We start from the raw sequence: 23,004 nt of genomic DNA, 5'->3' as shown, positions 1-23,004 counted from the left end.
GTTGGCTTCCGGTCAGGCCAGACCGCCGAGGCAGAGATATTTGATTTCGGTAAATTCTTCGAGCCCATATTTGGAGCCTTCGCGCCCCAGTCCCGACTCCTTGACGCCGCCGAAGGGAGCCACCTCGGAGGAGATGCCGCCTTCGTTGATGCCGACCATGCCGTACTCCAGCTGTTCGGCGACCCGCCAGATGCGGCCCAGGTTCTGGCTGTAGAAGTAGGCGGCCAGACCAAAGGGGGTATCGTTGGCCAGGGCAATGGCCTCGGCCTCGGTGTCAAAACGCATCAGGGCGGCCACCGGGCCGAAAATTTCATTGTCGAAGATGGCCATCTGGCGCTGGATATTGCCCAGTACCGTCGGCTGGAAGAAGAGGTTGCCGGCGCGGGCGCGCTCGCCACCGGCCAGCAGGCTGGCGCCCTTGGCGATGGCATCGGCCACCAGTCCTTCCACCTTCTCTACCGCCTTGCTGTTGATGAGGGGCCCTATGGTGGCACCGGCTTCGGTGCCCGGGGCGACCTTGAGCTGGGCCACGGCGGCCACCAGCTTCTGCACAAAGGTGTCATAGATACCGGCTTGCACCAGGATTCGGTTGGCGCAGATGCAGGTCTGACCGGCATTGCGGAACTTGGAGAGCATCAGCCCCTTGATGGCGGCGTCGATATCCGCATCATCGAAGACGATAAAGGGCGCGTTGCCACCCAGCTCCAGCCCCATCTTCTTCACCGTGTCGGCACACTGGGCCATTAGGCGCTTGCCCACCGGGGTGGAGCCGGTAAAGGTGAGTTTGCGTACCCGACTGTCGCTGCAGAACACATCGCCGATGGCGGCGGCGTTCTTGCCGGTGACAATCTGGAACACATCTTCGGGGATCCCGGCCTGCTGGGCCAGGGTGACCAGCGCCATGGCCGAGAGCGGGGTCTCGTCGGAAGGCTTGAGCACCACTGTGCAACCGGCACCCAGGGCCGGAGCCACCTTGCGGGTGATCATGGCGCTGGGGAAGTTCCAGGGGGTGATGGCGGCGACCACGCCGATACCCTGCTTGATGGTCAGCAGACGGCGATCGGCGGTGGCGGCCGGCAGTATATCGCCATAAAGACGTTTCGTTTCTTCGGCAAACCATTCAACATAGGAGGCACCATAGACCACCTCGCCACGGGCTTCGGCCAGGGGCTTGCCCTGCTCCAGCGTCATCAGCAGGGCCAGCGGCTCCTGATGTTCCATGATGAGTTCAAACCAGCGGCGCAGCAGGGCCGAGCGCTCCTTGGCGCTCTTGGCCTGCCAGGCTGGCAGGGCGGCATGGGCGCGTGCAATGGCGGCTTCGGCCACGGCGGCACCCTGATCGGCGACAGTGGCCAGCAACTGGCCGCTGGCCGGGTTAAATACGTCAAAATAGGGGCCGGTGCTGGAGCGCCAGGCGCCTTTGTGCCATTGGCAGAAGGGTTGCAGCAGGGGCTCGAGGGATGCGTTGAACATAACAGACTCCGGTCGGTAACTGGGGCCATCCGGGGATGGCGATAAGCCTATTATTGGCCTGGCTTGGTCAGGTATAAATCAGAACCCATCAATGTTTGGTTTGAGGAAGTAACAACAATGGCGCAGGTCTCGCTGATCGAGTTGGGGCAGGTAGGGGATTACGAGATCCGTCTGCTGAAGGTATTCAAGACTGTGGTGGAGTGCGGCGGCTTCTCGGCGGCCGAGACGGTACTCAACATCAGCCGCTCCACCATCAGCGTGCATATGGCCAACCTGGAGCAGCGCCTCAAGCTCAAGCTCTGCAGCCGGGGCCGCGCCGGGTTTGCCCTCACCGACGAGGGGGCCATCATCTATGAATCGGTGCGCCGCCTCTTCTCCCAGCTGGAGGATTTTCGCTCCACGGTCAATGCCCTGCATGTGCAGATCTCCGGCGAGCTCAAGCTGGTGGCCAGCGACACCATCAGTCTGGATGAGCGCTGTTGCTTCCCCGAGGTGCTGGCCGAGTTCTGCCAGCAGGCACCGGATGTCTTCGTGCAGTTCGAGACCGCCCCCATGAGCGATATCGAACGGATGATCTTGAACGGCGAGGTGGATGTGGGCTTTATCCCCTATCACCGCCAGCTGGACGGCCTCATCTATCACCCGCTGTATGAGGAGACCTGCTACCTCTACTGCAGCCATCACCACCCGCTGTTCGGCGAACAGGATGAGGCGCAGCTGCGGGAACGGCTGCAGAACTGCCGCTCGGTGCAGGCCGGTATCCAGACCAACCCCGAGGTGGCGATGCAGATGGTGGGACTGGTCAAGAATGCCACCGCCTACTACTACGAGACCCGGGCCGTGATGATCCTCTCCGGCGCCTATGTGGGCTACTTGCCGGAACACTATGCCAACAAGTGGGAAGAGGAGGGACGCCTGCGCAAGCTGCTGCCCGCCGAACGCTGTTACAAGCTGGGCCTCGCCGCCATCACCCACCAGTTCGGCCGCCTCAACAAACCCCGCGACTTCTTTATGCGCCTGCTGCTGGCCCATGTGGATCGGCAACGGCTTGGGATAAAACCTTAATAAAATCAAATTGATATATAATAGTCAATAAAATCAATGATATATAACATATTGATTTTATTGGCTATTGTTTTCATGAGTGCTGACTGACAACGACCGTGAACTGGGATTGTTACAAAGTTTATTGCTAACAATAGGGTTCAATCATACCAATGGCCGCTTCTTTCGAGTTGGCCTACTTTTAAGAAACAGCAGAGTTCAATTTGTTAAGTTTGCACTCACTCCGAGCAAGGAGGGAAAGAGTATGAAGATTACATATCTCACATTGCTGTTGTCACTCTGTGTTCCGATGTTAGTCCATGCTACCGATTGGGTATTGGTTGCCTATGGCGATGGGGTCTTTGTTTTTGCGGATCAAGATTCCGTCCGCAGGAGTGGAAGCCGTGTCAAGACATGGCTCAAATGGCAATGGACAAAGCCTGTTGAGGCGCCAAATACGTTCCCCAAGATAGTCTATCAATCGGCAAAGCAACTCCAAGTCTCCGATTGTGCAAAGGGATCTTTTGCAACGGCTCAGAGCATCCTTTATTCGAAGTGGGACGGAGGGGATGTGGTGTATAGCTCCTCGAGTGAGGAAGTTTTCTGGAGATTCACTGAAGTTGCTCCAGAAACAATCGGAGAGTCAATTCTCAACTTCGCTTGCAAGGACTCTTCAGCCAAATAGGGAATAGGCATGCCTATTGAACTGGATGGATTTGAAATTACTTGGTACATGCAAGAAATCAGCATGCATGGTTTAGGGGCCGACATTGAATTCGACCATCTCATTTCTGTTATTGGAAATCCTGTTACCTGCCAGACACGCCAAGTGTGGTTTCACCTTACATCCTTTTTGTCTCATGCGGCGATGATCTCAAAGTACCTGTCGCCGATCTCAAAAAAAACGCCAGCAGTTGAACGAGCAAAGGCGCTTAGAAAAATTCTCGGAGTCAGCGACTCTTCAGTCGTGTTATCAAGAGACTCAAGAGACAATGTCGAGCACTTTGATGAAAGGATCGACAATTGGATTGGAACCGGAAATCGAAACATTCTTGAACTCGTTCTTCCAGATCGGGCTGGCTATACATTTCTGCGAGTGGATAAAAAACGAGTAAAACGGGTATTAATCTTGGATGAACTTGTTTTCATATCTGAAAAGAAAGATGCAACCAAGTTTGAACTTCCACTTCATCCCCTGCACCAAGAGGTCATCCGCATTGCTGCAGGTGCTGAGCAATGGATCAGAGATAGTTCTCCATACTACTTCATCTTTCCCTAAAACTAGTCAGCGATGGGCGCCATCTGATGGGCAGAACCGGGGCCGGACAGCCACTTATAGATGGCTGTCCCACTCCTAGATCAGCTCTCTTCGCCAGAGCAGGTGGGCGGTGCGCAGGGTCAGGTAGCCGATAAACAGATTGGCGGCGATAAAGATGGGCAGCGCCAGCAGGCGGGCGGGTTCGGCGCCAGCCAGGGCCAGCTTCAGGGTGCCTACCGTGGTGGCGGCCACGCCGAAGGTGTAGGCCCAGTAGGAGGGGGCAAAGCGTTGGGCCCCCAGCCAGCGCCAGAGGCGCAGGCCCAGCAGCAGCTGGAACAGGCCATAGCCCCAGAGCATCAGCAGCCAGGGGGTGACAGTGCCGGGATAGAGGATCAGCGCCGCCATCAGGCAGACCACGGGCGGCGCAAACTGGATGCCCAGCAGTGGCCGTTGCGCCACCGGCAGGCTGGCCTGCTGGGTCAGCCGTTGCAGGATTTGGGATTCCAGCGCCAGCCAGGAGAAGAAGCCCGCCCCCAGAAACAGCCAGCCCCATTGTGGCTGTCCCAGTGCGCCCAGGGCGGCGGCACTGGTGAAGTTGCCCGCCACGGTGGGCAGATAGAGAGTCGGAACCGTGTCAGTGCCTTCGCGCCCCCCTTTCCAGAGTATTCCCGAGTGCCAGAGGGCAAAACCCAGATGCCAGCCTAGCCCCAGCACCAGCAGGAGGCTGGCCAGAGCGCGGCTATGGGGCAGCACCGCCAGCACCATCAGCAGGGTGGCCACTCCCAGCAGCGCCGGTGTGGAGCCCTGCACCGGATGCAAAAACTCCTGCTGGCTGCGCGCCGGATCCCGCACCGCCTGCCAGCCATAGCGCAGCAGTAACAGCAGCCAGATCAGGGCGGCCAGTGCCAGCACTGCCTCACCGATCAGTGGTGGCCATGCCCAGAGTGTCGAAGCCAGACGCCAGGCTTGTCCCAGACCGGAGAGGCCCAGCACCATGCCGAAGAAGGAGGCGGGAACAGGTTTGGTTTTCACGGTTATCCATCACAGGTGGTGGGCAGGCTGCCATTCTAGCCTGTCTGCGATGTGGAACGACATAAGGAGGGTGTGCCTCAGAGGTCTGGCGACGTGCTTAGCCCTCATTGTGTGTTTGCGGCCAGCTCATTCTGGTTAGTGAAAAATAATGAATAAAATCAAATAGATATAAAATATCCAATAAAATCAATGGAATATAACGTGTTGATTTTATTGGTAAAAATATTCTCATTATGGCCGCTCCACGGCACCGATATCCATGCCAGCGCCCATCAGGCCGATGTTGCCATAGAGATCGATCCGCTCGACTGTCATGTCGGCATCATCGGCATAGGACCAGTGAGTGCAGGACACCCATCCTAAGAGGGGTGTCCTTGGTGGCGGCACCTGCTGGTGAGCGCTGTTATAACGACTCACCATTGACGGAGAGTGAAACCTCGATATTACCCCGGGTCGCATTGGAGTAAGGGCAGACCTGATGGGCGGTAGCGACCAGCGCACGAGCCGCTTCGCGAGGCAGATCCAGCGTTACCTCCAGCTTCACGCTCAGGGCGAAACCGGTTGCCACCTGGTGCAAGCCCACTTCGGCACTGACGGGAGCGGACACCAGCTCCAGCTTCTGCTGCTTGACGACAAACAGAATGGCATTGGAGAAGCAGGCCGCATAACCCCCCGCAAACATCTGCTCGGGATTGGTGGCCTTGCCGCTGCCGCCCAACTCCTTCGGATAGCCCAGATCCAGTGACAGCAAGCCATCGGCACTCTCTACATGGCCATTACGACCTGTGGTGGCGGTAGCGCGGGTAGTATAGATAGCACTCATAGGTAACTCCTTTGGAAAAGATGATGTGAACTTTAGTGATTACACAATTAAGTTGTGTACAATTCACTTGCGGTTATTTGTACACATCTCCTGTCCATAACGCAACTAGATTGTGTACAATGTAATTGTATTTTTTCTTTCCCATCCGGAGTCACCATGCCGACATCCTATCCAGAGCTGCAGCTGGACAAGCAGATCTGCTTTGCCCTCTACAGTGCCACCAACACCATGATCCGCGCCTACCGCCCCTGGCTGGAGCAGCTGGATCTCACCTACCCCCAATATCTGGCCATGCTGGTGTTGTGGCAGGAGGAAGGGGTGAGTGTCAAACAGCTGGGGGAGCAGTTACATCTGGACTCGGGCACCCTGACTCCCCTGTTGAAGCGACTGGAAGGCAAAGGGTTGCTTACTCGTGGGCGCAGTGAGGAGGATGAACGAGTGCGGGTATTGGCGCTGACGGAGGCTGGTCGTGCCTTGCATGGTCAAGCGGCCGCCATTCCCGGTGAAATGCGCTGCCAGCTCACCCTGAGTGACGAGGAGTTACTGCAGCTCAAGACGCTGTGTGAAAAGCTGGGACAACAACTAGCCTGCTGACACAGCAGGCCAGGTTGTCGGAGGGGGAAGCTGGACACCCATCTGTTATTTTGCTGTATATAAAATCAGTGACTATAATTCCAGTATGTTCCGGTCAACAGGTGATGACCATGACACTTCCGCGCAGCCAACTGGTTTGTACCTCTGTGACTCCCTACTACCACTGTATCTGTCGCTGCGTACGGCAGGCCTTTCTCTGCGGTGAAGATGCCGTGACCGATAAGGATTACAGTCATCGTAAGGGATGGGTGCTGGAGCGCCTGGCCTTGTTGGCAGAGGTGTTTACCATTGAGCTTTGTGGTTATGCCGTGATGTCCAATCACTATCATCTGGTCTTAAGCATCAATCAAGACAAGGCGTTGCAGCTGAGTGACAATGAGGTTGCCAATCGCTGGAGCCGCTTGTTTGTATTACCAGAGGTTATTGATCGTTGGCAGCAAGGCTCGGTTGATAGCTCTGAAAGCAAGCTGGTAGAGACGCTGATTGCTGTCTGGCGTAGGCGCCTTGCGGATCTTTCCTGGTATATGCGCTGCCTGAATGAACATATTGCCCGACTGGCAAATATGGAAGATGGTTGCAAGGGACGCTTCTGGGAGGGGCGTTTCAAATCACAGGCCATATTGGATGATGTGGGTTTGATGGCCTGCATGGTCTATGTGGATCTCAATCCGTTACGTGCAGCCTTGGTTTCAGTACCGGAAGACTCAGCGGATGTTTCCATTCATCAGCGTCTGGCGGAGTTGAGATCACCCAACAAAAAGGCTGGTTGTGACAAACCCTTACTGTTGCCATTTTCCCAAGGGCGAGCCCAACCAGATTGTTTACCCTATACCCTGTCGGATTATCTAGCGCTACTGGATTGGAGTGGCCGGGCACAGCGCATTGATAAACCAGGTTCCATTCCCCCGAATGTGCCAATGATTCTTGTCCGGCTAGGGATTGATAGCGATAGCTATCTTGCTGCTCTGGCTTGCCAACGACTTTCTCGCGGCACTGCGATTGGGCAATTCACCAATTCCATCCACCTCGCTGTGGCAACAGGCAGGCATAGAGTAGTTGGCAGCTTTCTGCGTGCCAGAATGGTTCCATAACCACATTCCTATGGGTTTCTTATCATTGCGTAGCTGCAGTAATTTTCCTGATTACCCGATTCATTGTGTTTGTCGATGAAAGATATACCTCGTCATTGCAGGAAAATTACTCCTGCGGCGTCCTTTGTCTGCGCAGAGGATGCTTTTTTGATTGCCGAGAATAAAAGTGGCTGTCCTTGGCGGTGAGACTGGACACCCACTCTAGTAAGTGGATGTCCCGGATGAATAAGTGGATGTCCCTGATTAGATGGCTGTCCAGGCTCAGACGGGTGGCTGTCCAGCCTTAGGCGATTTGCGCCTTCATCTTCTCGGCGCGGCCGCGCAGCCACTCCAGGGTCAGCAGCATCAGCACAGAGGTGAGGATCAGCAAGGTGGCGGCGGCGGCTATGGTGGGGCTGATATTTTCCCGTATGCCGCTGAACATCACCCGGGGCAGAGTCGCCTGCTCGGGGCCCGCCAGGTAGAGGGTGACCACCACCTCGTCAAAGCTGGTGGCAAAGGCAAACAGGGCGCCGGAGATCATGCCGGGGGCAATTAGCGGCAGGGTCACCCGGAAGAAGGTGAGTACCGGCGAGGCACCCAGGCTGGCGGCGGCGCGGCTCAGATTCTGGTTATAGCCCTGCAGCGTGGCGGTGACTGTGATGATGACAAAGGGGATGCCCAGCGCGGCATGAACCAGGATCAGTGCCAGATAGCTGTTAGCCAGCCCCAGTGGCGCAAAGAAGAGATAGGAGGAGACCCCCACTATCACCACTGGCACCACCATGGGCGAGATGAGCAGGCTGGTGAGCAGTCCCTTGCCGGGGAAGCTGGCGCGGGTCAGGCCAATGGAGGCCAGGGTGCCGAAGAACATGGCCACCGCCGTGGCTGCCGGAGAGACGATCATGCTGTTGCGCAGGGCTCGCATCCACTCCGGTGAAGAGAAGAAGGTTTCGTACCAGCGCAGCGACCAGCCCTGCAGCGGGTAGACCAGAAAGGCCCCGCTGTTGAAGGAGAGCGGGATGATGACCAGTACCGGCAGCATCAGGAACAGCAGGATCAGACCGCAGAGCACACGATGGCTCCAGTACCAGCTACGGTCAATGCCAGAGGCGTAGGGTTGCAGCATAACGGCTCCTTGGTTAGCCCAGTTTCAGACGGTCGGCGCCGACCAGCCAGTTGTAGACGATATAGAGCAGCAGGGTGGCGAGCAGCAGCAGACCGCCCAGCGCCGTGGCCATGCCCCAGTTGATGGTGGTGTTGGTGTAGAAGGCGACGAAGTAGCTCACCATCTGATCGTTCGGGCTGCCCAGCAGCGCCGGGGTGATGTAGTAGCCGATGGAGAGGATAAACACCAGCAGACACCCCGCCCCCACACCGGCGTAAGTCTGGGGAAAGTAGACCCGCCAGAAGCTGGCTATGGGCGAACAGCCCAGGGAGATGGCGGCGCGCTGATAGCTGTTGGGGATGCTCTTCATCACGCTATAGAGCGGCAGCACCATGAAGGGCAGCATGATGTGGACCATGGAGATGTAGACGCCGATGCGGTTGAAGACCAGCTGTAGCGGCGTGTCGATGAGGCCAAGCCCCATCAGGAACTGATTGATCAGGCCATTGGATTGCAGCAGCACTATCCAGGCGGCGATCCGCACCAGCACCGAGGTCCAGAATGGCAGCAGCACCAGTATCATCAGCAGGTTGGCGGAGCGTTCCGGCAAGGTGGCCAGCAGGTAGGCCAGCGGATAGGCCAGCAGCAGACAGCAGGCGGTGATGACCAGACTCATCCAGAAGGTGCGGATAAAGACATTCTGATAGATGGCCTGATCCTCGCTCACCTTGACTATCTGCCCGGCATTGTCGCGCTGCAGATCGATGGAGGAGAGCAGATAGGCATCGGTATAGGGGCTGCGGTTGCGGGCTATGGCTTGCCAGTAGGGCAGTTCACCCCAGCGCGGGTCCAGCTCCAGCATGGCATCGCGCCAGGAGTCGGGGGCCGGATCGAAGGGTAAGCCATCGGCCGTGTTATTGAGCAGGCTGCGATAACCGGAGATCTCGCTATTGAGTCGTTTACCCAGATTGCCCAGCTTGTCGGCCTCACTGGCGCTGGCGATCTCCTCGGCCAGGGCGTGGAAGGTGGCGTCATCGGGCAGGCTCTTGCCATCCCAGTCGGCCAGTGCGCTGCTGGTTCTGGGTATCAGGGTCGCCACATCCGGGTTCTCTATGCTTTTTTTCAGCATCAAGCCCATGGGCAGCAGGAAGATCAGCAGCAGAAACAGCACCAGCGGGGCGATGAGGGCCAGCGACTTGAGCCGGTTACGGCGTTCTGCCCGGTATAACTGCTGTTGCAGGCTGCTGGTATCGGTTGAAGAGGGGGCAAGAGTCGCACTCATACGCATCATCCTGATCGGGGGAAAAAGAGGGGTCAGGAGCCCGAGACTCCTGACCCGGGGCTTACTTGGCGGCCCAGGCGTTGAAGCGGCGCTCCAGCTCCTCGCCATGATCCAGCCAGAAGCTGGGGTCGATGGCGGCGGCCAGCTTCATGTTCTGCTCGGAAGAGGGCAGCACGGCAGCCAGTTCGGCAGAGACCAGGCCATTGGCGCTCTTGCGGGTCGGGCCGTAGGGGATCAGCGTGGAGTAGGCGACCTGACGCTCGGGCAACAGGGTGGAGGCGATAAACTTCATGGCCTCGTCCTTGTTGGGTGTCCCCTTGGGAATGACCCAGTACTCCATCTCGTAGAGGCCGCCGTTCCAGACGATCTCCAGATCCTTGTTGCCCTCGTTGCGGGCATTGGTGATACGGCCGTTATAGGCGGCGCTCATCACCACATCGCCAGAGATAAGGTATTGTGGAGCCTGGGCCCCGGCTTCCCACCACTGGATATTGGGTTTGAGTTCATCCAGCTTCTTGAAGGCACGATCCACCCCGGCCGGAGTGGCCAGCACGCTGTAGATATCCTTGGCGGCAACCCCATCGGCCAGCAGGGCGGCTTCGAGGGTGTACTTGGCGGTCTTGCGCATGCCGCGCTTGCCCGGGTTCTTCTTCACATCCCAGAAGTCGGTCCAGGAGGTGGGAGGGGTGGCGACCTTCTTGCTGTTATAGGCGAAGATGGTGGAGTAGACGAAGAAGCCCACGCCACACTTGCTGGCGGCACCGGGAATTAATTCGGACTTCTTACCGATGATCTTGTAATCGAGTTTTTCAAAGAAACCTTCGTCACAACCCCGGGTCACTTCGGAGGATTCCACTTCCACCACATCCCAGGAGACACTCTTGGTTTCCACCATGGCCTTTAATTTGGCCATTTCACCATTATATTCCCCGGCTATGACATTAACGCCGGTATCTTTGGTGAAGGGCTGATAATAAGCCTTGGCCTGGGCATCTTTATTGGCGCCACCAAAAGAGATGACGGAAATTTCTTTGGCCTGCGCGCCTAAAGAGGCAATGGCGATGGCACTCATTAACAAGCAAGATTGATATTTCATATTGCGTTCCTTGATAGCTGAAATTAATCCATGACATCCAGTGCGCGGGTATATTCCCGTTGCCAGCCGATATGGAGTTCATCACCAAACTTGATATTGCCGTCGAACTGACCGGCGGGGATTTTTACAACAAAATGGTCCGAGCCACAGGTGTCGAGGCACAGGCGGATATGGTCACCCAGGTAGACAAACTCCTTGATCCGGCCACTCACCAGGTTGTCGCAACTCTTAGCGGCTTCGCCGAGCAGAATGCGCTCCGGGCGCACCGAGACTGTGGTGGCTTCACCCACGGCAGCGATATTGATGGCCAGCGCCTTGAGCAGGGTGCCGTCGGCCAGTTTCACCTCGCAATGGTCGCCATCTATGCTGGCGATGGTGCCGTGGATCTGGTTGTTTTCACCGATAAACTGGGCGACAAAGGCGGTCTTGGGCTCCTCGTAGAGTACCTTGGGGGCATCGATCTGCTGGATCTCTCCCTTGTGAAACACAGCGACCCTATCCGACATGGTCAGCGCTTCGGACTGGTCATGGGTCACATAGACTATGGTCAGGCCGAACTTGTCATGTAACTGCTTGATCTCCAGCTGCATATGCTCGCGCAGCTGCTTGTCCAGCGCGCCAAGCGGCTCATCCATCAGCACCAGCCTGGGTTCGAACACCAGGGCTCTAGCCAGGGCCACCCGCTGCTGCTGGCCGCCGGAGAGCTGGCTGGGGTAGCGGTGGGCTATGTCGCCCATCTTGATCATGTTGAGGGCGTTGGTGACCCGCTCCTCGATATCGCTCTTGGCCAGACGGCGCACCGTCAGCGGGAACGCCACATTCTCGGCCACCGTCATATGGGGGAAGAGGGCATAGTTCTGGAACACCATGCCGATATCCCGCTTATGGGGCGGCAGCTGGTTCAACACCTTACCCCCCAGGGTGATCTTGCCGCTGGTAGAGGTTTCAAAACCGGCCAGCATCATCAGGCTGGTGGTTTTACCCGAACCACTGGGGCCCAGCAGGGTCAAAAATTCCCCCCGGTAAATATCCAGATTGAGATCTTTGACAATCAAATTCTTGCCGTCATAACTCTTCTGGATATTTTCAAATTGAACAAAAGGCGTCTGCTGTTTCATAGGGCTCTCTTACACCATTATTTAATGATGTGAAAAAGGGTTGCCGAAATTAATACGTTATTTTTCAGGATTAAATAACAACGACTTTATTTATCCCGACGTCGTCGGCTAGGCCAATTGAGCACACTATAAAGGGGAAGGCTTAGGTGTATAAATGGCAGCGTTTTAATGTTCACATTGAGAGGATTAAAACAATGGAATTGCGATTTTTCTTGTTTGCTGCGCTAAGAGGTGAGATATTCGATGATTTTGTTGGTTGTCGGCAAGGATAATACCCTTACGGTATTTTACTATACACCCTAATTCTCCCAAATGTGTAGCCCCATTCTGGATATTATGATGCAACTTGGTGCATTACTTGTTTTTATTATTTGGTGAGACATACCGGTTTTGATGTTATTCGACGATCCCACCCTGAGCGAGCGTCAAATGGAAGCAATCGAACCTGCACCCCAACTCGGTAGAAGCCGCAGCCATCAGGAGGCTTCCACGCGATATGAGCGTTGCCAATCCAGTTCGGCAGACACAAACCCTCCCGAGGCTTGCCACTGCCAGCAGGAAACCGTGCTGACTGCAGGGCCATAGAGAGCTAATGCTACCTGCGACAAAGTGGCTGTCCTGAGACACCCCGGAACCACCTCAGAGGTGAGCAGCCGCTGCTCACCAGGCAGGAGTTGCAACCGTGACAGACCCGCCAGGCCGCGACCACTGGCCTTGAGTATGGCCTCGCGCAGGGTCCAGAGATGGTAAAAGCCCGCCAGTTCATCCCCTTCCGCCGCCAACCACTGCTGCTCGACCGGGCTCAATACCGACTCTAGCAGCCGTTGCAGGTTACGCCTGGGTCGGTACTGCTCGATATCCAGCCCCAGAGGGCCCACCCCCAGCGCCAGTGCCAGATAATCACCGCTATGACTGAGGCTAAAATCTGGCAGCGCCGGGTTGGCAAAACCGGGACGGCCATGCTCCCCCAGCATCAGCTCGGGGCAGACGGCCACGCCATAGAAGTGAGCCAAACCCAAGGCCAACAGACGGCGCCCGGCCAGATAGCTCTGGCGCCGAGTAGCCGACATGCCCTGTGCCCGGCCCAGAGTCGCCGCATCCAGGCTCCCCGCGGGCAATGAATCGGCCTCGGAGAGACGTAGCCAGAGTAGATGGGTGTCCATTAGCGGCTCACACTCCAATTCACAGCCCAGATTAGGTGGGTGTCCATTAACCACTGTTAACTGCTCGAAATAGGTGGGTGTCCATTAACAACCACGTTAACAACCACGGCGGCGCGTTCGATCTGCAGGGTGCGGCGGATCCGATCTGGCAGCAGAGGCAAGAGTATCTCGGCTAACTGGGCTATGGCCTCCTGGTTGCAAGCCACGACTTCCTCGGCCTCCTGACAGTGCAGATACCCCTCCAACCTCAAGGTCTGCAGCAAGGTGACAAACAGGCTCTTGTCGCTAAATTCCGGGGCATGGATGCCATGCAGGGTGCCCAAACGCACTGCCAGCATCTGGCTGTCCGACTCCAGTTGCGCCAGGGTGATGGTGGGCTGCTGCTGGATCTGACTCAGGGTGATGGCGTAGCGCTGCAAGGTCTCCTGGATGCTCTGGGCCAACAACAGCAGACGCATCTGCTCGGCCGGTCGCACCCAATACCCCTCTTGACGCACTTCAATCAGCTGCAACTCCACCAAGGAGTGGAGTATCACCTCCACCTCGCTTGCCAATTCCGTCATCTCAAAGCGCAGGAACAGCTCGCTCTTGAGCAATGGATAGAGACGCTGGCAGTGGGTCAGCAGAGTCGCGTTATCCAACCCCTCGTTGCGCTCTATCAAACTGGCCACCAAGCCCGGCAGGGCGAAGAGGTGCAGTATGTTGTTGCGGTAGAAGGTCATCAGGATCGCCTGATAACGATCCATGGTGATGATCTGCCCTAGCCTGTCTTCCACCACCTGAAACTTGTTGAGCTCCAGCGCCTGGGCCAGCAACTGCTCGGCACCAATCCCGGGCACAGTGCTATGGCGACTATAGGGGGCTCGCCTTAACAGCTCGGTATAGAGGTGAATTTGAGCCACCAACTCCTCGCGCGGCAATGCCTGCTTCTCGGTGGCCAGCAGCGCCAGGGCACTCAGGGTCAGCCCATTGACCGCCGCCGCGCTGTTAATTCTGGTCATCAGCTGGTTGGCTAACTTATCCACGGTCGGTGCCAACCATTCTGGCTTGTGCTGACCGCTCGGGTCCAGGTCGGCCCGCCACTCGGGTACCTCCTGTTGCAGGAACTGATGCAGGGTCAGGGGCTCGCCAAAATTAACGAAGCTGCGGCCGAAGTTGCGCAACTTGCCGAGAATACCCAGCACCTGCCAGAAGCTCTCCTTCTCCTTACGACTGCCCTTGAGCTCCTTGAGGTAGGTGTTCACCTCCATCACATGCTCATAGCCCAGATAGACGGGAACAAAGGTGAGCGGTCGATTGATACCGCGCAGCTGGGCCTGCAGCGTCATGGCGATCATGCCGGTCTTGGGCTGTAACAGGCGGCCAGTGCGGGAACGTCCCCCTTCGGTGAAGTACTCCACCGCATAACCCCGGGCAAAGAGCTGGTTCAGGTATTCGCGGAATACTGTGCTGTAGAGCTTGTCGCCCTTGAAACTGCGACGCAGGAAGAAGGCGCCACCATATCGGAACAGGGGGCCAGCGGGCCAAAAGTTGAGGTTGATGCCGGCGGCGATATGGGGCGGCACCATGCCTTGATGATAGATGACATAAGAGAGCAGCAGGTAATCCATGTGGCTGCGGTGGCAGGGCATATAGATGATCTCGTGCCCCTCGCGCGCCAGGCGTCGTACCGCCTCGGCCCCATGGACCGAGATGCCACGATAGAGCTTGTGCCACAACCAGCCCAACAGCGTATCGCCAATGCGGATCAGTCGGTAGGAGAGATCCGAGGCCATCTCATCCAGATAACTGTGGGCCCGCTTGCGCATTAGCGCTTCATCCACGCCCTCGGCCTTAGCTTGAGCTTGGATGGCCTGCACTATGGCTTCGCTGCGTAACAATTGACGGAATAGCTGCTGGCGGTCCGGCAGCTTGGGTCCCTTGGATGCCTGCCGCTGACGGCTGAAGTGGATGCGCGCCACCCGGGCCAGCTTGTGGGCCACACTCTCGTCTGTCCCCAACTCGCTGACCAGCGCGCGCAGTGAAACCGGCGCAGAGAAGCGCACCCGATTCTCCCGACCATGCAACAGCACGGTCAGCGCCTTGCGCAGGGCATTGGGTACTTTGGGCGGCGGTTGCAAACGCTGCTGCTCCCGGCCCGGTGCCCGCTGCCACAACAGGGTGACCGGCAAGAGTTGGATGTCCAGTGTCGGATCTTGCTCATGCAGGACCAGCCAGCGCTGGAAAGTCGCCAGCTTGGGCTCTTCCCGGCGCGGGATACCAAAGGGCAAGGGCGGCTGATCCAGACACACATAGCGCGGACAACTCTCGCCCTGCCACTGCAGGGGAGTGAAGGGGCTCGGCAGGCCCAACTCGGCGGCACACAACTCCAGGGTCAACAGATCGCTGAGGGAGTCCGTGCTCAAGGCATAGACTATGGGTCGGGTCAGATCGAGCTGCAGCTGAGTAAGCGGGTCTTCCGGCAGGCTGGTGTGATTGACCAGCAGGCGGACAGGCAGGCGGCACAGGCTTCGAGCCAGGGCGGAGCCAAAGGACATGGGAGTGAACCTCACAAAAACAGAACCGCGCCAGCATAGCAAAACTGGCCCGACTTGTCCTGAGGCCCCGGCGCAGCCCAATCAGGAGCCAAGGAGAGAGCCAAGTCGCAGCCAGCAAAGATTTTCCTGTCACAAGGGTCATCGGCCTTGCGATTCTCTAACGCCTGTATATACTCACAGTAATCTGTATAAATAAACAGGCGAATAGTATGAAACTTCTCACACCCCGGCAGGCTGAAGTGCTAGCGCTCATCAAAGAGTGTATGCAACAAACCGGCATGCCCCCCACCCGCGCCGAGATCGCCTTGCGCTTGGGCTTCAAGTCCGCCAACGCCGCCGAAGAGCACCTCAAGGCCCTCGCCCGCAAAGGGGTCATTCATATCATGCCTGGCACCTCTCGCGGCATTCAGCTGCTACAGCAAGAGGATGAAGTATCGGAGGAGCTGGGCTTACCCCTCATAGGGCGAGTGGCCGCCGGTGAACCTATTTTGGCCCAGGAACATGTTGAGACCCACTACCAGATAGATCCCGCCATGTTCCACCCCCGCGCCGACTTTCTGCTGCGCGTTCAAGGTATGAGCATGAAGAACATCGGCATTCTGGATGGAGACCTGTTGGCGGTGCATAAGACAGAACAGGTGCGCAATGGCCAGGTCATAGTGGCCCGCGTGGGTGATGATGAGGTGACAGTGAAACGCTTCGAGCGCAAGGGTAACCTGGTGTTGCTGCGCCCGGAAAACGATGAGCTGGAACCCATCCAGGTGGATCTCACCGAGCAGCACCTGAACATCGAAGGCTTGGCGGTGGGCGTGATCCGCAATGGTGAGTGGCACTAAGCGGCCCGAACACCCTTGTCATGGCTCGTCACTCTGGACTCTGCTGTAGAGCGAATTTGCACGCGAATTGTTGCCTGTTCGCGAGCAAGCTCGCCTCAGCAAAAGCGGCAACAGTATGTCACTCCGCTTGCATCACTCCCCTGGCGTGGGCAACCACGCCCCTCCAGCCGTTTAAACCGAGCCAGCGTACCCTAGCTGGCGCCAGCTTTCATAGACAAACACCGCCACCGCATTGGAGAGGTTCATGCTGCGACTCTGAGGCAACATGGGCAGACGCAAGCGCTGTTCCGGCGGCAGACTCTCGATAATCTCAGCGGGCAGCCCCCGAGTCTCGGGACCAAACAGCAGTACATCCCCGGCCTGAAAACAGACATCCGATGGGCACTGCTTACCCTTGGTGGTGCAAGCAAATACCCTGGGGTTATCCAGAGCCTGCAGACAGCTGGCCAGATCCGGATAGCGCTGCACCTCGGCAAATTCGTGGTAATCGAGCCCGGCGCGTCGCACCCGCTTATCATCCCAGGCAAAACCTAAGGGTTCGATCAGATGCAGCTTGTAGCCGGTATTGGCACAGAGGCGGATGATGTTGCCGGTATTGGGCGGGATCTCGGGCTGAAACAGCACTATATGCAGCATTGTGGCTCCTCGGCCTGGCTGGGGGCGCTAGGATAACCAAGCTGGCGGTAACAGGGAATCAAGGATTGCTCGCCACTTTTCCCCAAGCTGCGCAAGATGGTTTGTCCTGCCTGATGATGCGGGTATGATAGTGATCTTTTTCACATTTGCCGATGCGGAGCATTGGCTGGTTTGTCGAGGATGACACTGTGACCCAAGCCTCCTACTCCCGCCTGGTGACCCTGGCCGGGCTGGCCTCTACCGCCACGGCCGGCGTACTGATCCTGGCCAAGCTGAGTGCCTGGCTGCTCACCGGCTCTTCGAGCATGCTCGCCTCCCTGACCGACTCCCTGATGGATATCAGCGCCTCGATCATCAATCTGCTGGCCATCCGCTACGCTCTGGTGCCTGCCGATGATGACCACAGCTTCGGTCACGGCAAGGCGGAATCCCTGGCCAGTCTGGCCCAGGCGGCCTTTATCACCGGATCAGCCGTAGTGCTGGTGATGAACGGTTTCTCGCGCCTGGTGAACCCAGAGCCAATGCGCCATCTGGATTTGGGTCTCTGGGTCACCCTAGGGGCGCTGATCCTCACTTGTCTCCTGGTGCTATTCCAAAGCTATGTGGTACAGCGCACCAACAGTCAAGCGATCAAGGCTGACCGACTGCACTACCAATCTGATGTGCTGCTCAATGCGGGTGTGCTGCTAGCGTTGGGACTCTCCTGGTATGGCTGGCTCTGGGCCGATGGCCTGTGTGCCATCTTGCTGGGTCTTTATATTCTGCGCAGCGCCCTACAGATAGGCTATGAAGCGGTGCAGACCCTGCTTGATCGCCAATTGCCCGATGAGGATCGTGAAGCCATCCGCCAGATTGCCACCACCATGTCTGGCGTCCATGGCATTCATGACCTGCGTACCCGTCAATCTGGCCAGATGCGATTTATTCAGCTACATCTGGAGTTGGATGACCAATTGCCTTTAGTCCAGGCACACAACATCGCTGATCGGGTGGAAGTGCTGCTGCAAGAGGCATTTCCCATTTCCGACATCATCATACACATGGATCCCATCTCGGCCCTGGAGCACGAGAAGATGGCAACACCATTGGCCCAACAAGATGCAGTAGTAGAAGGGTAAATTATGGCCTGCTTGAAACAACTGACCTGGGACAAGATCCGCGAAGAAGCCATTTTGATGGCGGCCGAAGAGCCCATGCTCGCCAGCTTCTTCCACTCCACCATACTCAATCATGAGAGCCTGCGCTCGGCCTTGAGCTTCCAACTGGCCAACAAACTGGGCTGCTCAGTCATGCCCGCCATGGTGCTGCGTGAGGTGATCGAAACGGCGCTCAACGCCGATAGCGGCATCATGGATGCCGTCGCGGCCGATATTTGCGCCGTCAAGGAGCGGGATCCCGCCGTGCGCTTCTACTCAACCCCCCTGCTCTATCTCAAGGGCTTTCACGCTCTGCAGGGCTACCGGGTGGCTCACTGGCTCTGGAGTCAGAATCGCCGACCCCTGGCCACCTTCCTACAGAATCAGATCTCTGTGGTATTCGGCGTCGATGTGCATCCCGCCGCCCAAATCGGTCAGGGCATCATGTTTGACCATGCCTCGGGCATAGTCATAGGTGAAACCGCGGTAGTGGAGAACGATGTCTCCATACTGCAAAACGTCACCCTCGGCGGTACTGGCAAGGAGCATGGTGACCGCCACCCCAAGATCCGTGAAGGGGTGATGATAGGCGCAGGTGCCAAGGTGCTGGGCAACATAGAGGTGGGTCGCGGTGCCAAGATTGGCGCCGGTAGCGTAGTACTGCAGGCCGTGCCACCCCACACCACGGTGGCGGGCGTTCCCGCCAAGGTAGTGGGTTACCCCGGCTGTGACAAACCCTCGCTGGATATGAACCAGGGGATCTGACCCCAGGCACTTTTCGCGTCTGGCGGGCCACAGGAGGCAACTCATTCACCGGCCCGGCCTCGCCAGTAATAGGAATTCTGGCTTGAGTAAACCCATCGCTGGCATCTTGATCCTCTTCATGTGGCTGGCCGATCTTGCCCATCTCTACCTGCAGCTGACCATCTGGCCAGCAGCAGCCTTAGCCTGGGCCGCTGCCCTGCTGCTGGGGCCAAAACTGGATCGTGCCGCTCGCCGCCAATGCTTGGCACTCTACCTCGCCGCCCTGTTGTTGTTGCTGCTAGCCTGGAGTCAAGGCGCCAAACTGACGCTGGATGCCATGCTGTTGCCCAACATAGACATGGTCACACTGTTTGCTGCCGTCAGTTGCCTGAACCTGGCCACCGGCTCATTGAGCCAGACCAAGGGGAGCTGGCGCGGCTGGAAGGGCGTGTGGGGCACTCTGCTGGGCGTCAATCTACTGGGTGCAGTCATCAACATGTCGGTGCTGTTCGTGGTTGGCGATCACCTGGCCAAGCAGGGGACACTGGAGCGCCGTCAGGTGATCATGCTCAGCCGCATCTACTGCTGTGCGGCCTTCTGGTCCCCCTTCTTCATCGCCATGGCCGTGGCCGTTACCTATGCCCCTGGCATGATCTTCAGCCATATCCTGCCCTTTGGCCTGCTAGGCACCCTGGCCGCCATGGTGATCACCCTGCTGGAGGTGAAAAATTTGGGTGTCCACGATTTCGAAGGCTACCCACTGAGCCTGCACACCCTCATGCTGCCAGGCTTGCTGGCCCTGGCCGTGGTGGCGGGTCGCCTGTTGTGGCCCAACCTCAGCATCATAGGCATCATCTCCCTCTGCGCTCCCCTCATCTCCTTCTTGTTGATGCCCAAACAGGATCTAGGACCCACGCTAAGGCGCCAGGTCACCCAGCGCTTCCCTGCCATGGGCAGCCAGATAGTACTGTTTCTCGGCGCAGGGCTGCTCGCCGCCAGCGTCAATGCCTTGACCCAGGTCTGGTCGCCCCAACCCCTGCTTGCCATGTTCCACCACTTCGGTGCTCTGGAGGCCACCCTGACCGTCACCCTGATCCTGTTCATCGCCTACTTCGGGGTCCATCCCATCATCACCATCTCTTCCATCGCGCCGCTACTCTGGCACCTGCACCCCGACCCCAACCTGTTGGGGATGACCTTTCTGCTGGGCTGGGGGCTCTCCACTGGCGCCACTCCTCTTTCGGGAGCTAATCTGGCGCTGTTGGCCTGCTACAAGGTTCGAGCGAAAGACCTGTTAATCTGGAATCTGGGCTATGCGGCTAAGATGTTGGGAGTCTGTGGCGCCCTGTTCATCCTCTATCAATGGCTGTGATTAAATATGCCGAGCAGGAAACGAGCGATAGGATACGCCAGCCGAGCAAACCAGGCTGTAACCCTTGTTGCCACTGGGCTGACGGGGTATGCTGACCACAAATGAGGGGCTAGCCCCCTGCTCAACATGAACCAGAGAATGGGTATGACTATGTCTTTAGAAGTGCTGGAACAACTGGAAGCGAAGGTGCAAACCGCCGTCGATAACATCTCCCTGCTGAAAATGGAAAAAGAGGAGCTGATGATCCAGCTGCAACAGCTCAAGGATGAGAATCTGCAACTGCGTAACGACCATCAGGCATGGCAAGAACGCCTGCGCGCCCTGCTCGGCAAGATGGATCAGATGGAAGAAGCGGTCTAAGCCCGTGGCTTTCGATGCCAGAATGACAAAAGCCGGTCAATTGACCGGCTTTGTTGTCTTTGGCGCTAGGGCTACTCTATGTCCAGAGGCTCTGGCGACAGGATGATGCCTGTGGTGTCGGCATAGAGATGATCATCCGGCAGGAAAGTCACACCGCCAAAGTTAACCGGCAGGTCAGTCTCGCCGGTATCCGCATCGTCAGCGCCAACTGGGATAGAGGCCATAGCCTGGATACCAATCTCCAGCTCCGCCAGAGAGTCAATTTCACGGACACTACCGTAGCAGACGATCCCTTCCCAGCCATTATCCATGGCTGTGGTGGCCATGGCGGCATCCAGCAGAGCGCGACGCAAAGAGCCACCGCCATCGATTAGCAATACCCGGCCGACGCCATTCTCCTTGATGATCTCGCGGATCAGGCCATTGGCCTCGAAGCACTTGATGGTGGTTATCACACCACCGAAGGAATTTCTCCCGCCGTAACTACTAAACAAGGGCTCAACCACATCGATCAAGTCCGCATAGGTGTCACAGAGTTCTGAAGTATTGTATTCCATGGTATTTTTCACCGCCGAGTATGCTGGTGACTCAAGTATAAGGAGAGCACCTGGCAATTCAAAGGAATTATCCATCTGGCTACACAAGAGTGACCGCAAGCGCAACTTTTAACCTGCACATGCCCACGGTCACCCCATGCTAACGCCGGATAAGATAGCGTATGGTAGGCCCATCCTGCTCAATCGCCAGCACAGTGTAGCCATGATTGCGCGCATCCAGCGGAATGTTGTTGATGGACTGGGGGCAATCCGTCACCACCTCCAGCACTTCACCAGGAGCCAGTTGTGGCATAGCCTCAAGCGTAGCCACCGCCGGATAGGGACAAGGCTCACCCACCATGTCGAGTCGATAATCAGGAACTATAGGCTGCTTCATACACCCTCCTCAGCCGGTACGTAAACGCTGGCCACCTTACGCGCAAAAAAGCGCCGTTCCCACCACAGGATCAAGAGCAGTGCCAACAGCAACAGTCCGTAAGTGATGGCTAACCCGCCCAAGGAGCCAAACTCGGTCAACAGATTAATCTTGCCGTAAGGCAACACCAGGATAGGAGCTAGGTCATCCCAGAAGTAGGCCAGGGTCGTTGCCCCAATGATGTTACCCAGACCCACCCACCAGAAGTGGATCTGTCCCTCTACGGCTCGATACATCCAACCCGTCTCGCAACCACCGGCCAGTACTATGCCAAAACCGAAAAGCAGCCCGCCTAATATGGCGTTAGGACCGGCCCACATGATCTTGGGCTGAGCGCCCAGTTGCAAGTAACTGAAGATACCGATGGCACTCACCGCCATACCCAGAATAATTGCCTTAGCCATCTGGGTGCGCCCTGTGATCCACAGGTCACGAAATGCCGAGGTAAAGCAGATCTGCGCCCGCTCGATCAGCAGACCGAAACCAATGCCACACAGCATGGCCAGTCCCAGCTTGGGCATGGCGAAGCAACGCCACAGGGCCCACGCCAGCATGGCTAGCAAGATCACCATCCCCAAACGGAAACGACGTCTCGCCTTTGCCGGATGCTGCTGCAGAGGCGTCGCGGCAGAGACTTTTTGCAGCGTCACAGGGATACGAAATAGCGGCAACAGTGTCACTCTGGCCCCGAAGTAGGAACCCAGTGCCGTCGCCAGGGCAAAATACCAGGCGTGTAGTGAAAACTGGGGAATACCGGTGAAAAAAGCAGCCAGATTACACCCCATTGCCAGCCGCGCACCAAAGCCCGCTATGATGCCCCCGATCACGGCCTGCACCACACGGATACGGTGAGTCGGGTGGCGCAGCTTCAGGTTATTGGCCCACAAGGCCGCAGCCAGGCACCCACCCAACATACCCAGTATCATCATGCCATCGATCCGATCCAGCGGTGAGCCTTGTAACCCTATGACTTTGAAGTATCCCCACTCTTCGGGATGGGCGCCGAGCAACTGCATCAGATGCCCGCCCCAGCGCGTAAACTCACCCGTAACCGCCCAGAAGGTACCCGTCAGGCCAAAGTAATAGGTCGCTAACACACCCGCCGCGATAACCGCGGGCAGAGGCGGCCAGAAGGTGATCAGGTATTTCTTTTTGAAGGTTTGCCAATTCATTTGAAGCTCCTCGGGAGTCCAGGCATCCGGCCTAGTCACTGTGATAACAAACAGAGGCATCATACGCGTCACAAGCGTGGCGCCTCAGAGCCCAGATCAAAGGAGGGGAGAATAATGGTGGCGTAGCTGTTTATCCGCTGTTTGCAAAACGCAGACAAAACAAAAAGCCCAGACGCTA

The 23,004-nt window shown here is 57.3% G+C and carries 24 protein-coding genes; 10 read left to right on the top strand and 14 right to left on the bottom strand.

Going from position 1 to position 23,004, the window contains the following annotated elements:
- Window positions 1–12 precede the first annotated feature (12 nt).
- Complete coding sequence (locus tag ACZYTD_RS03210) at window positions 13–1,473, bottom strand: NAD-dependent succinate-semialdehyde dehydrogenase (protein ID WP_463889129.1); 1,461 nt, start codon at window positions 1,471–1,473, stop codon at window positions 13–15.
- Window positions 1,474–1,590: 117 nt separating this feature from the next.
- Here ACZYTD_RS03210 and ACZYTD_RS03205 point away from each other — a divergent pair, with 117 nt between their 5' ends.
- From ACZYTD_RS03205 to ACZYTD_RS03195, 3 genes are all read left to right on the top strand, one after another.
- Window positions 1,591–2,538, top strand: coding sequence for a LysR family transcriptional regulator (locus ACZYTD_RS03205; protein WP_463889126.1), 948 nt, complete (start codon window positions 1,591–1,593; stop codon window positions 2,536–2,538).
- A 244-nt stretch (window positions 2,539–2,782) separates the two neighbouring features.
- Window positions 2,783–3,202, top strand: coding sequence for a surface-adhesin E family protein (locus ACZYTD_RS03200; RefSeq protein WP_463889123.1), 420 nt, complete (start codon window positions 2,783–2,785; stop codon window positions 3,200–3,202).
- Between the two features lie 9 nt (window positions 3,203–3,211).
- Complete coding sequence (locus tag ACZYTD_RS03195) at window positions 3,212–3,796, top strand: hypothetical protein (protein ID WP_463889120.1); 585 nt, start codon at window positions 3,212–3,214, stop codon at window positions 3,794–3,796.
- Window positions 3,797–3,871: 75 nt separating this feature from the next.
- On the opposite strand, the gene tehA is transcribed toward ACZYTD_RS03195, so the two are convergent.
- From tehA to ACZYTD_RS03180, 3 genes are all read right to left on the bottom strand, one after another.
- Window positions 3,872–4,807, bottom strand: a complete 936-nt coding sequence (tehA, locus tag ACZYTD_RS03190; protein WP_463889118.1) for a dicarboxylate transporter/tellurite-resistance protein TehA — start codon at window positions 4,805–4,807, stop codon at window positions 3,872–3,874.
- Between the two features lie 231 nt (window positions 4,808–5,038).
- Window positions 5,039–5,161, bottom strand: a complete 123-nt coding sequence (locus ACZYTD_RS03185) for a hypothetical protein (RefSeq protein WP_463889115.1) — start codon at window positions 5,159–5,161, stop codon at window positions 5,039–5,041.
- Window positions 5,162–5,210: 49 nt separating this feature from the next.
- Window positions 5,211–5,630: an organic hydroperoxide resistance protein gene (locus ACZYTD_RS03180; RefSeq protein WP_463889112.1), complete on the bottom strand. Its 420-nt coding sequence runs from the start codon at window positions 5,628–5,630 to the stop codon at window positions 5,211–5,213.
- 156 nt (window positions 5,631–5,786) lie between these two features.
- Here ACZYTD_RS03180 and ohrR point away from each other — a divergent pair, with 156 nt between their 5' ends.
- Window positions 5,787–6,224 carry a transcriptional regulator OhrR gene (gene ohrR, locus ACZYTD_RS03175; protein ID WP_463889110.1) on the top strand — a complete coding sequence of 146 codons (438 nt, stop codon included), beginning with the start codon at window positions 5,787–5,789 and terminating at the stop codon, window positions 6,222–6,224.
- A gap of 110 nt (window positions 6,225–6,334) precedes the next feature.
- On the top strand, window positions 6,335–7,315 hold the full coding sequence (locus ACZYTD_RS03170) for a transposase (RefSeq protein ID WP_463889107.1): 981 nt from the start codon (window positions 6,335–6,337) through the stop codon (window positions 7,313–7,315).
- 283 nt (window positions 7,316–7,598) lie between these two features.
- On the opposite strand, the gene ACZYTD_RS03165 is transcribed toward ACZYTD_RS03170, so the two are convergent.
- The 6 genes from ACZYTD_RS03165 to plsB all read right to left on the bottom strand — a co-directional run bounded on the left by ACZYTD_RS03165 (window position 7,599) and on the right by plsB (window position 15,598).
- Window positions 7,599–8,423: an ABC transporter permease gene (locus tag ACZYTD_RS03165; protein WP_463889105.1), complete on the bottom strand. Its 825-nt coding sequence runs from the start codon at window positions 8,421–8,423 to the stop codon at window positions 7,599–7,601.
- A 13-nt stretch (window positions 8,424–8,436) separates the two neighbouring features.
- Window positions 8,437–9,684 carry an ABC transporter permease gene (locus ACZYTD_RS03160; RefSeq protein WP_463889103.1) on the bottom strand — a complete coding sequence of 416 codons (1,248 nt, stop codon included), beginning with the start codon at window positions 9,682–9,684 and terminating at the stop codon, window positions 8,437–8,439.
- A 61-nt stretch (window positions 9,685–9,745) separates the two neighbouring features.
- Window positions 9,746–10,780, bottom strand: coding sequence for an ABC transporter substrate-binding protein (locus ACZYTD_RS03155; RefSeq protein WP_463889101.1), 1,035 nt, complete (start codon window positions 10,778–10,780; stop codon window positions 9,746–9,748).
- Window positions 10,781–10,803: 23 nt separating this feature from the next.
- Entirely contained in the window at window positions 10,804–11,898 is a 1,095-nt protein-coding gene (locus ACZYTD_RS03150) for an ABC transporter ATP-binding protein (RefSeq protein WP_463889098.1), read from the bottom strand.
- Between the two features lie 476 nt (window positions 11,899–12,374).
- Window positions 12,375–13,061: a 4'-phosphopantetheinyl transferase family protein gene (locus ACZYTD_RS03145; RefSeq protein ID WP_463889095.1), complete on the bottom strand. Its 687-nt coding sequence runs from the start codon at window positions 13,059–13,061 to the stop codon at window positions 12,375–12,377.
- Window positions 13,062–13,117: 56 nt separating this feature from the next.
- Window positions 13,118–15,598 (bottom strand): glycerol-3-phosphate 1-O-acyltransferase PlsB, encoded by a 2,481-nt coding sequence (gene plsB / locus ACZYTD_RS03140; RefSeq protein WP_463889093.1) that lies wholly within the window; start codon window positions 15,596–15,598, stop codon window positions 13,118–13,120.
- A 209-nt stretch (window positions 15,599–15,807) separates the two neighbouring features.
- Here plsB and lexA point away from each other — a divergent pair, with 209 nt between their 5' ends.
- Window positions 15,808–16,434: a transcriptional repressor LexA gene (lexA, locus tag ACZYTD_RS03135; RefSeq protein WP_463889090.1), complete on the top strand. Its 627-nt coding sequence runs from the start codon at window positions 15,808–15,810 to the stop codon at window positions 16,432–16,434.
- 171 nt (window positions 16,435–16,605) lie between these two features.
- On the opposite strand, the gene trmL is transcribed toward lexA, so the two are convergent.
- Complete coding sequence (trmL, locus tag ACZYTD_RS03130) at window positions 16,606–17,070, bottom strand: tRNA (uridine(34)/cytosine(34)/5-carboxymethylaminomethyluridine(34)-2'-O)-methyltransferase TrmL (protein WP_463889088.1); 465 nt, start codon at window positions 17,068–17,070, stop codon at window positions 16,606–16,608.
- Window positions 17,071–17,258: 188 nt separating this feature from the next.
- Between trmL and fieF the strand changes: the two genes are divergently transcribed.
- The 4 genes from fieF to ACZYTD_RS03110 all read left to right on the top strand — a co-directional run bounded on the left by fieF (window position 17,259) and on the right by ACZYTD_RS03110 (window position 20,682).
- Window positions 17,259–18,188, top strand: coding sequence for a cation efflux pump FieF (fieF, locus tag ACZYTD_RS03125; RefSeq protein WP_463889086.1), 930 nt, complete (start codon window positions 17,259–17,261; stop codon window positions 18,186–18,188).
- A gap of 3 nt (window positions 18,189–18,191) precedes the next feature.
- Window positions 18,192–18,971 carry a serine O-acetyltransferase gene (gene cysE / locus ACZYTD_RS03120; RefSeq protein ID WP_463889084.1) on the top strand — a complete coding sequence of 260 codons (780 nt, stop codon included), beginning with the start codon at window positions 18,192–18,194 and terminating at the stop codon, window positions 18,969–18,971.
- A gap of 82 nt (window positions 18,972–19,053) precedes the next feature.
- On the top strand, window positions 19,054–20,322 hold the full coding sequence (locus ACZYTD_RS03115) for a hypothetical protein (RefSeq protein ID WP_463889082.1): 1,269 nt from the start codon (window positions 19,054–19,056) through the stop codon (window positions 20,320–20,322).
- A gap of 150 nt (window positions 20,323–20,472) precedes the next feature.
- On the top strand, window positions 20,473–20,682 hold the full coding sequence (locus ACZYTD_RS03110) for a cell division protein ZapB (protein WP_463889080.1): 210 nt from the start codon (window positions 20,473–20,475) through the stop codon (window positions 20,680–20,682).
- 71 nt (window positions 20,683–20,753) lie between these two features.
- Here ACZYTD_RS03110 and rraA read toward each other — a convergent pair whose 3' ends face one another.
- The 3 genes from rraA to yedE form a co-directional block, all read right to left on the bottom strand.
- Window positions 20,754–21,239 (bottom strand): ribonuclease E activity regulator RraA, encoded by a 486-nt coding sequence (gene rraA / locus ACZYTD_RS03105; protein WP_463889078.1) that lies wholly within the window; start codon window positions 21,237–21,239, stop codon window positions 20,754–20,756.
- A 139-nt stretch (window positions 21,240–21,378) separates the two neighbouring features.
- Window positions 21,379–21,615, bottom strand: coding sequence for a sulfurtransferase-like selenium metabolism protein YedF (gene yedF / locus ACZYTD_RS03100; RefSeq protein ID WP_463889076.1), 237 nt, complete (start codon window positions 21,613–21,615; stop codon window positions 21,379–21,381).
- Complete coding sequence (gene yedE, locus ACZYTD_RS03095; RefSeq protein WP_463889669.1) at window positions 21,612–22,886, bottom strand: selenium metabolism membrane protein YedE/FdhT; 1,275 nt, start codon at window positions 22,884–22,886, stop codon at window positions 21,612–21,614. Before yedE ends, yedF begins: the two co-directional genes overlap by 4 nt.
- Window positions 22,887–23,004 lie beyond the last annotated feature (118 nt).

The organism is Pseudaeromonas sp. HNCC25DJ180 (genome assembly GCF_055413345.1).
This window is presented reverse-complemented; position numbering and strand designations above follow the sequence as displayed.

Bases quoted from the DNA above. Each gene is read 5' to 3' on its own strand.
- ohrR (WP_463889110.1), top strand. From the start codon at position 5,787: ATGCCGACATCCTATCCAGAGCTGCAGCTGGACAAGCAGATCTGCTTT.
- ACZYTD_RS03200 (WP_463889123.1), top strand. From the start codon at position 2,783: ATGAAGATTACATATCTCACATTGCTGTTGTCACTCTGTGTTCCGATG.
- rraA (WP_463889078.1), bottom strand. From the start codon at position 21,239: ATGGAATACAATACTTCAGAACTCTGTGACACCTATGCGGACTTGATC.
- ACZYTD_RS03150 (WP_463889098.1), bottom strand. From the start codon at position 11,898: ATGAAACAGCAGACGCCTTTTGTTCAATTTGAAAATATCCAGAAGAGT.
- ACZYTD_RS03155 (WP_463889101.1), bottom strand. From the start codon at position 10,780: ATGAAATATCAATCTTGCTTGTTAATGAGTGCCATCGCCATTGCCTCT.
- lexA (WP_463889090.1), top strand. From the start codon at position 15,808: ATGAAACTTCTCACACCCCGGCAGGCTGAAGTGCTAGCGCTCATCAAA.
- yedE (WP_463889669.1), bottom strand. From the start codon at position 22,886: ATGCCTCTGTTTGTTATCACAGTGACTAGGCCGGATGCCTGGACTCCC.
- cysE (WP_463889084.1), top strand. From the start codon at position 18,192: ATGGCCTGCTTGAAACAACTGACCTGGGACAAGATCCGCGAAGAAGCC.
- ACZYTD_RS03160 (WP_463889103.1), bottom strand. From the start codon at position 9,684: ATGAGTGCGACTCTTGCCCCCTCTTCAACCGATACCAGCAGCCTGCAA.
- ACZYTD_RS03110 (WP_463889080.1), top strand. From the start codon at position 20,473: ATGTCTTTAGAAGTGCTGGAACAACTGGAAGCGAAGGTGCAAACCGCC.
- ACZYTD_RS03205 (WP_463889126.1), top strand. From the start codon at position 1,591: ATGGCGCAGGTCTCGCTGATCGAGTTGGGGCAGGTAGGGGATTACGAG.
- yedF (WP_463889076.1), bottom strand. From the start codon at position 21,615: ATGAAGCAGCCTATAGTTCCTGATTATCGACTCGACATGGTGGGTGAG.
- ACZYTD_RS03180 (WP_463889112.1), bottom strand. From the start codon at position 5,630: ATGAGTGCTATCTATACTACCCGCGCTACCGCCACCACAGGTCGTAAT.
- ACZYTD_RS03170 (WP_463889107.1), top strand. From the start codon at position 6,335: ATGACACTTCCGCGCAGCCAACTGGTTTGTACCTCTGTGACTCCCTAC.
- ACZYTD_RS03165 (WP_463889105.1), bottom strand. From the start codon at position 8,423: ATGCTGCAACCCTACGCCTCTGGCATTGACCGTAGCTGGTACTGGAGC.
- ACZYTD_RS03210 (WP_463889129.1), bottom strand. From the start codon at position 1,473: ATGTTCAACGCATCCCTCGAGCCCCTGCTGCAACCCTTCTGCCAATGG.
- trmL (WP_463889088.1), bottom strand. From the start codon at position 17,070: ATGCTGCATATAGTGCTGTTTCAGCCCGAGATCCCGCCCAATACCGGC.
- plsB (WP_463889093.1), bottom strand. From the start codon at position 15,598: ATGTCCTTTGGCTCCGCCCTGGCTCGAAGCCTGTGCCGCCTGCCTGTC.
- ACZYTD_RS03195 (WP_463889120.1), top strand. From the start codon at position 3,212: ATGCCTATTGAACTGGATGGATTTGAAATTACTTGGTACATGCAAGAA.
- ACZYTD_RS03145 (WP_463889095.1), bottom strand. From the start codon at position 13,061: ATGGACACCCATCTACTCTGGCTACGTCTCTCCGAGGCCGATTCATTG.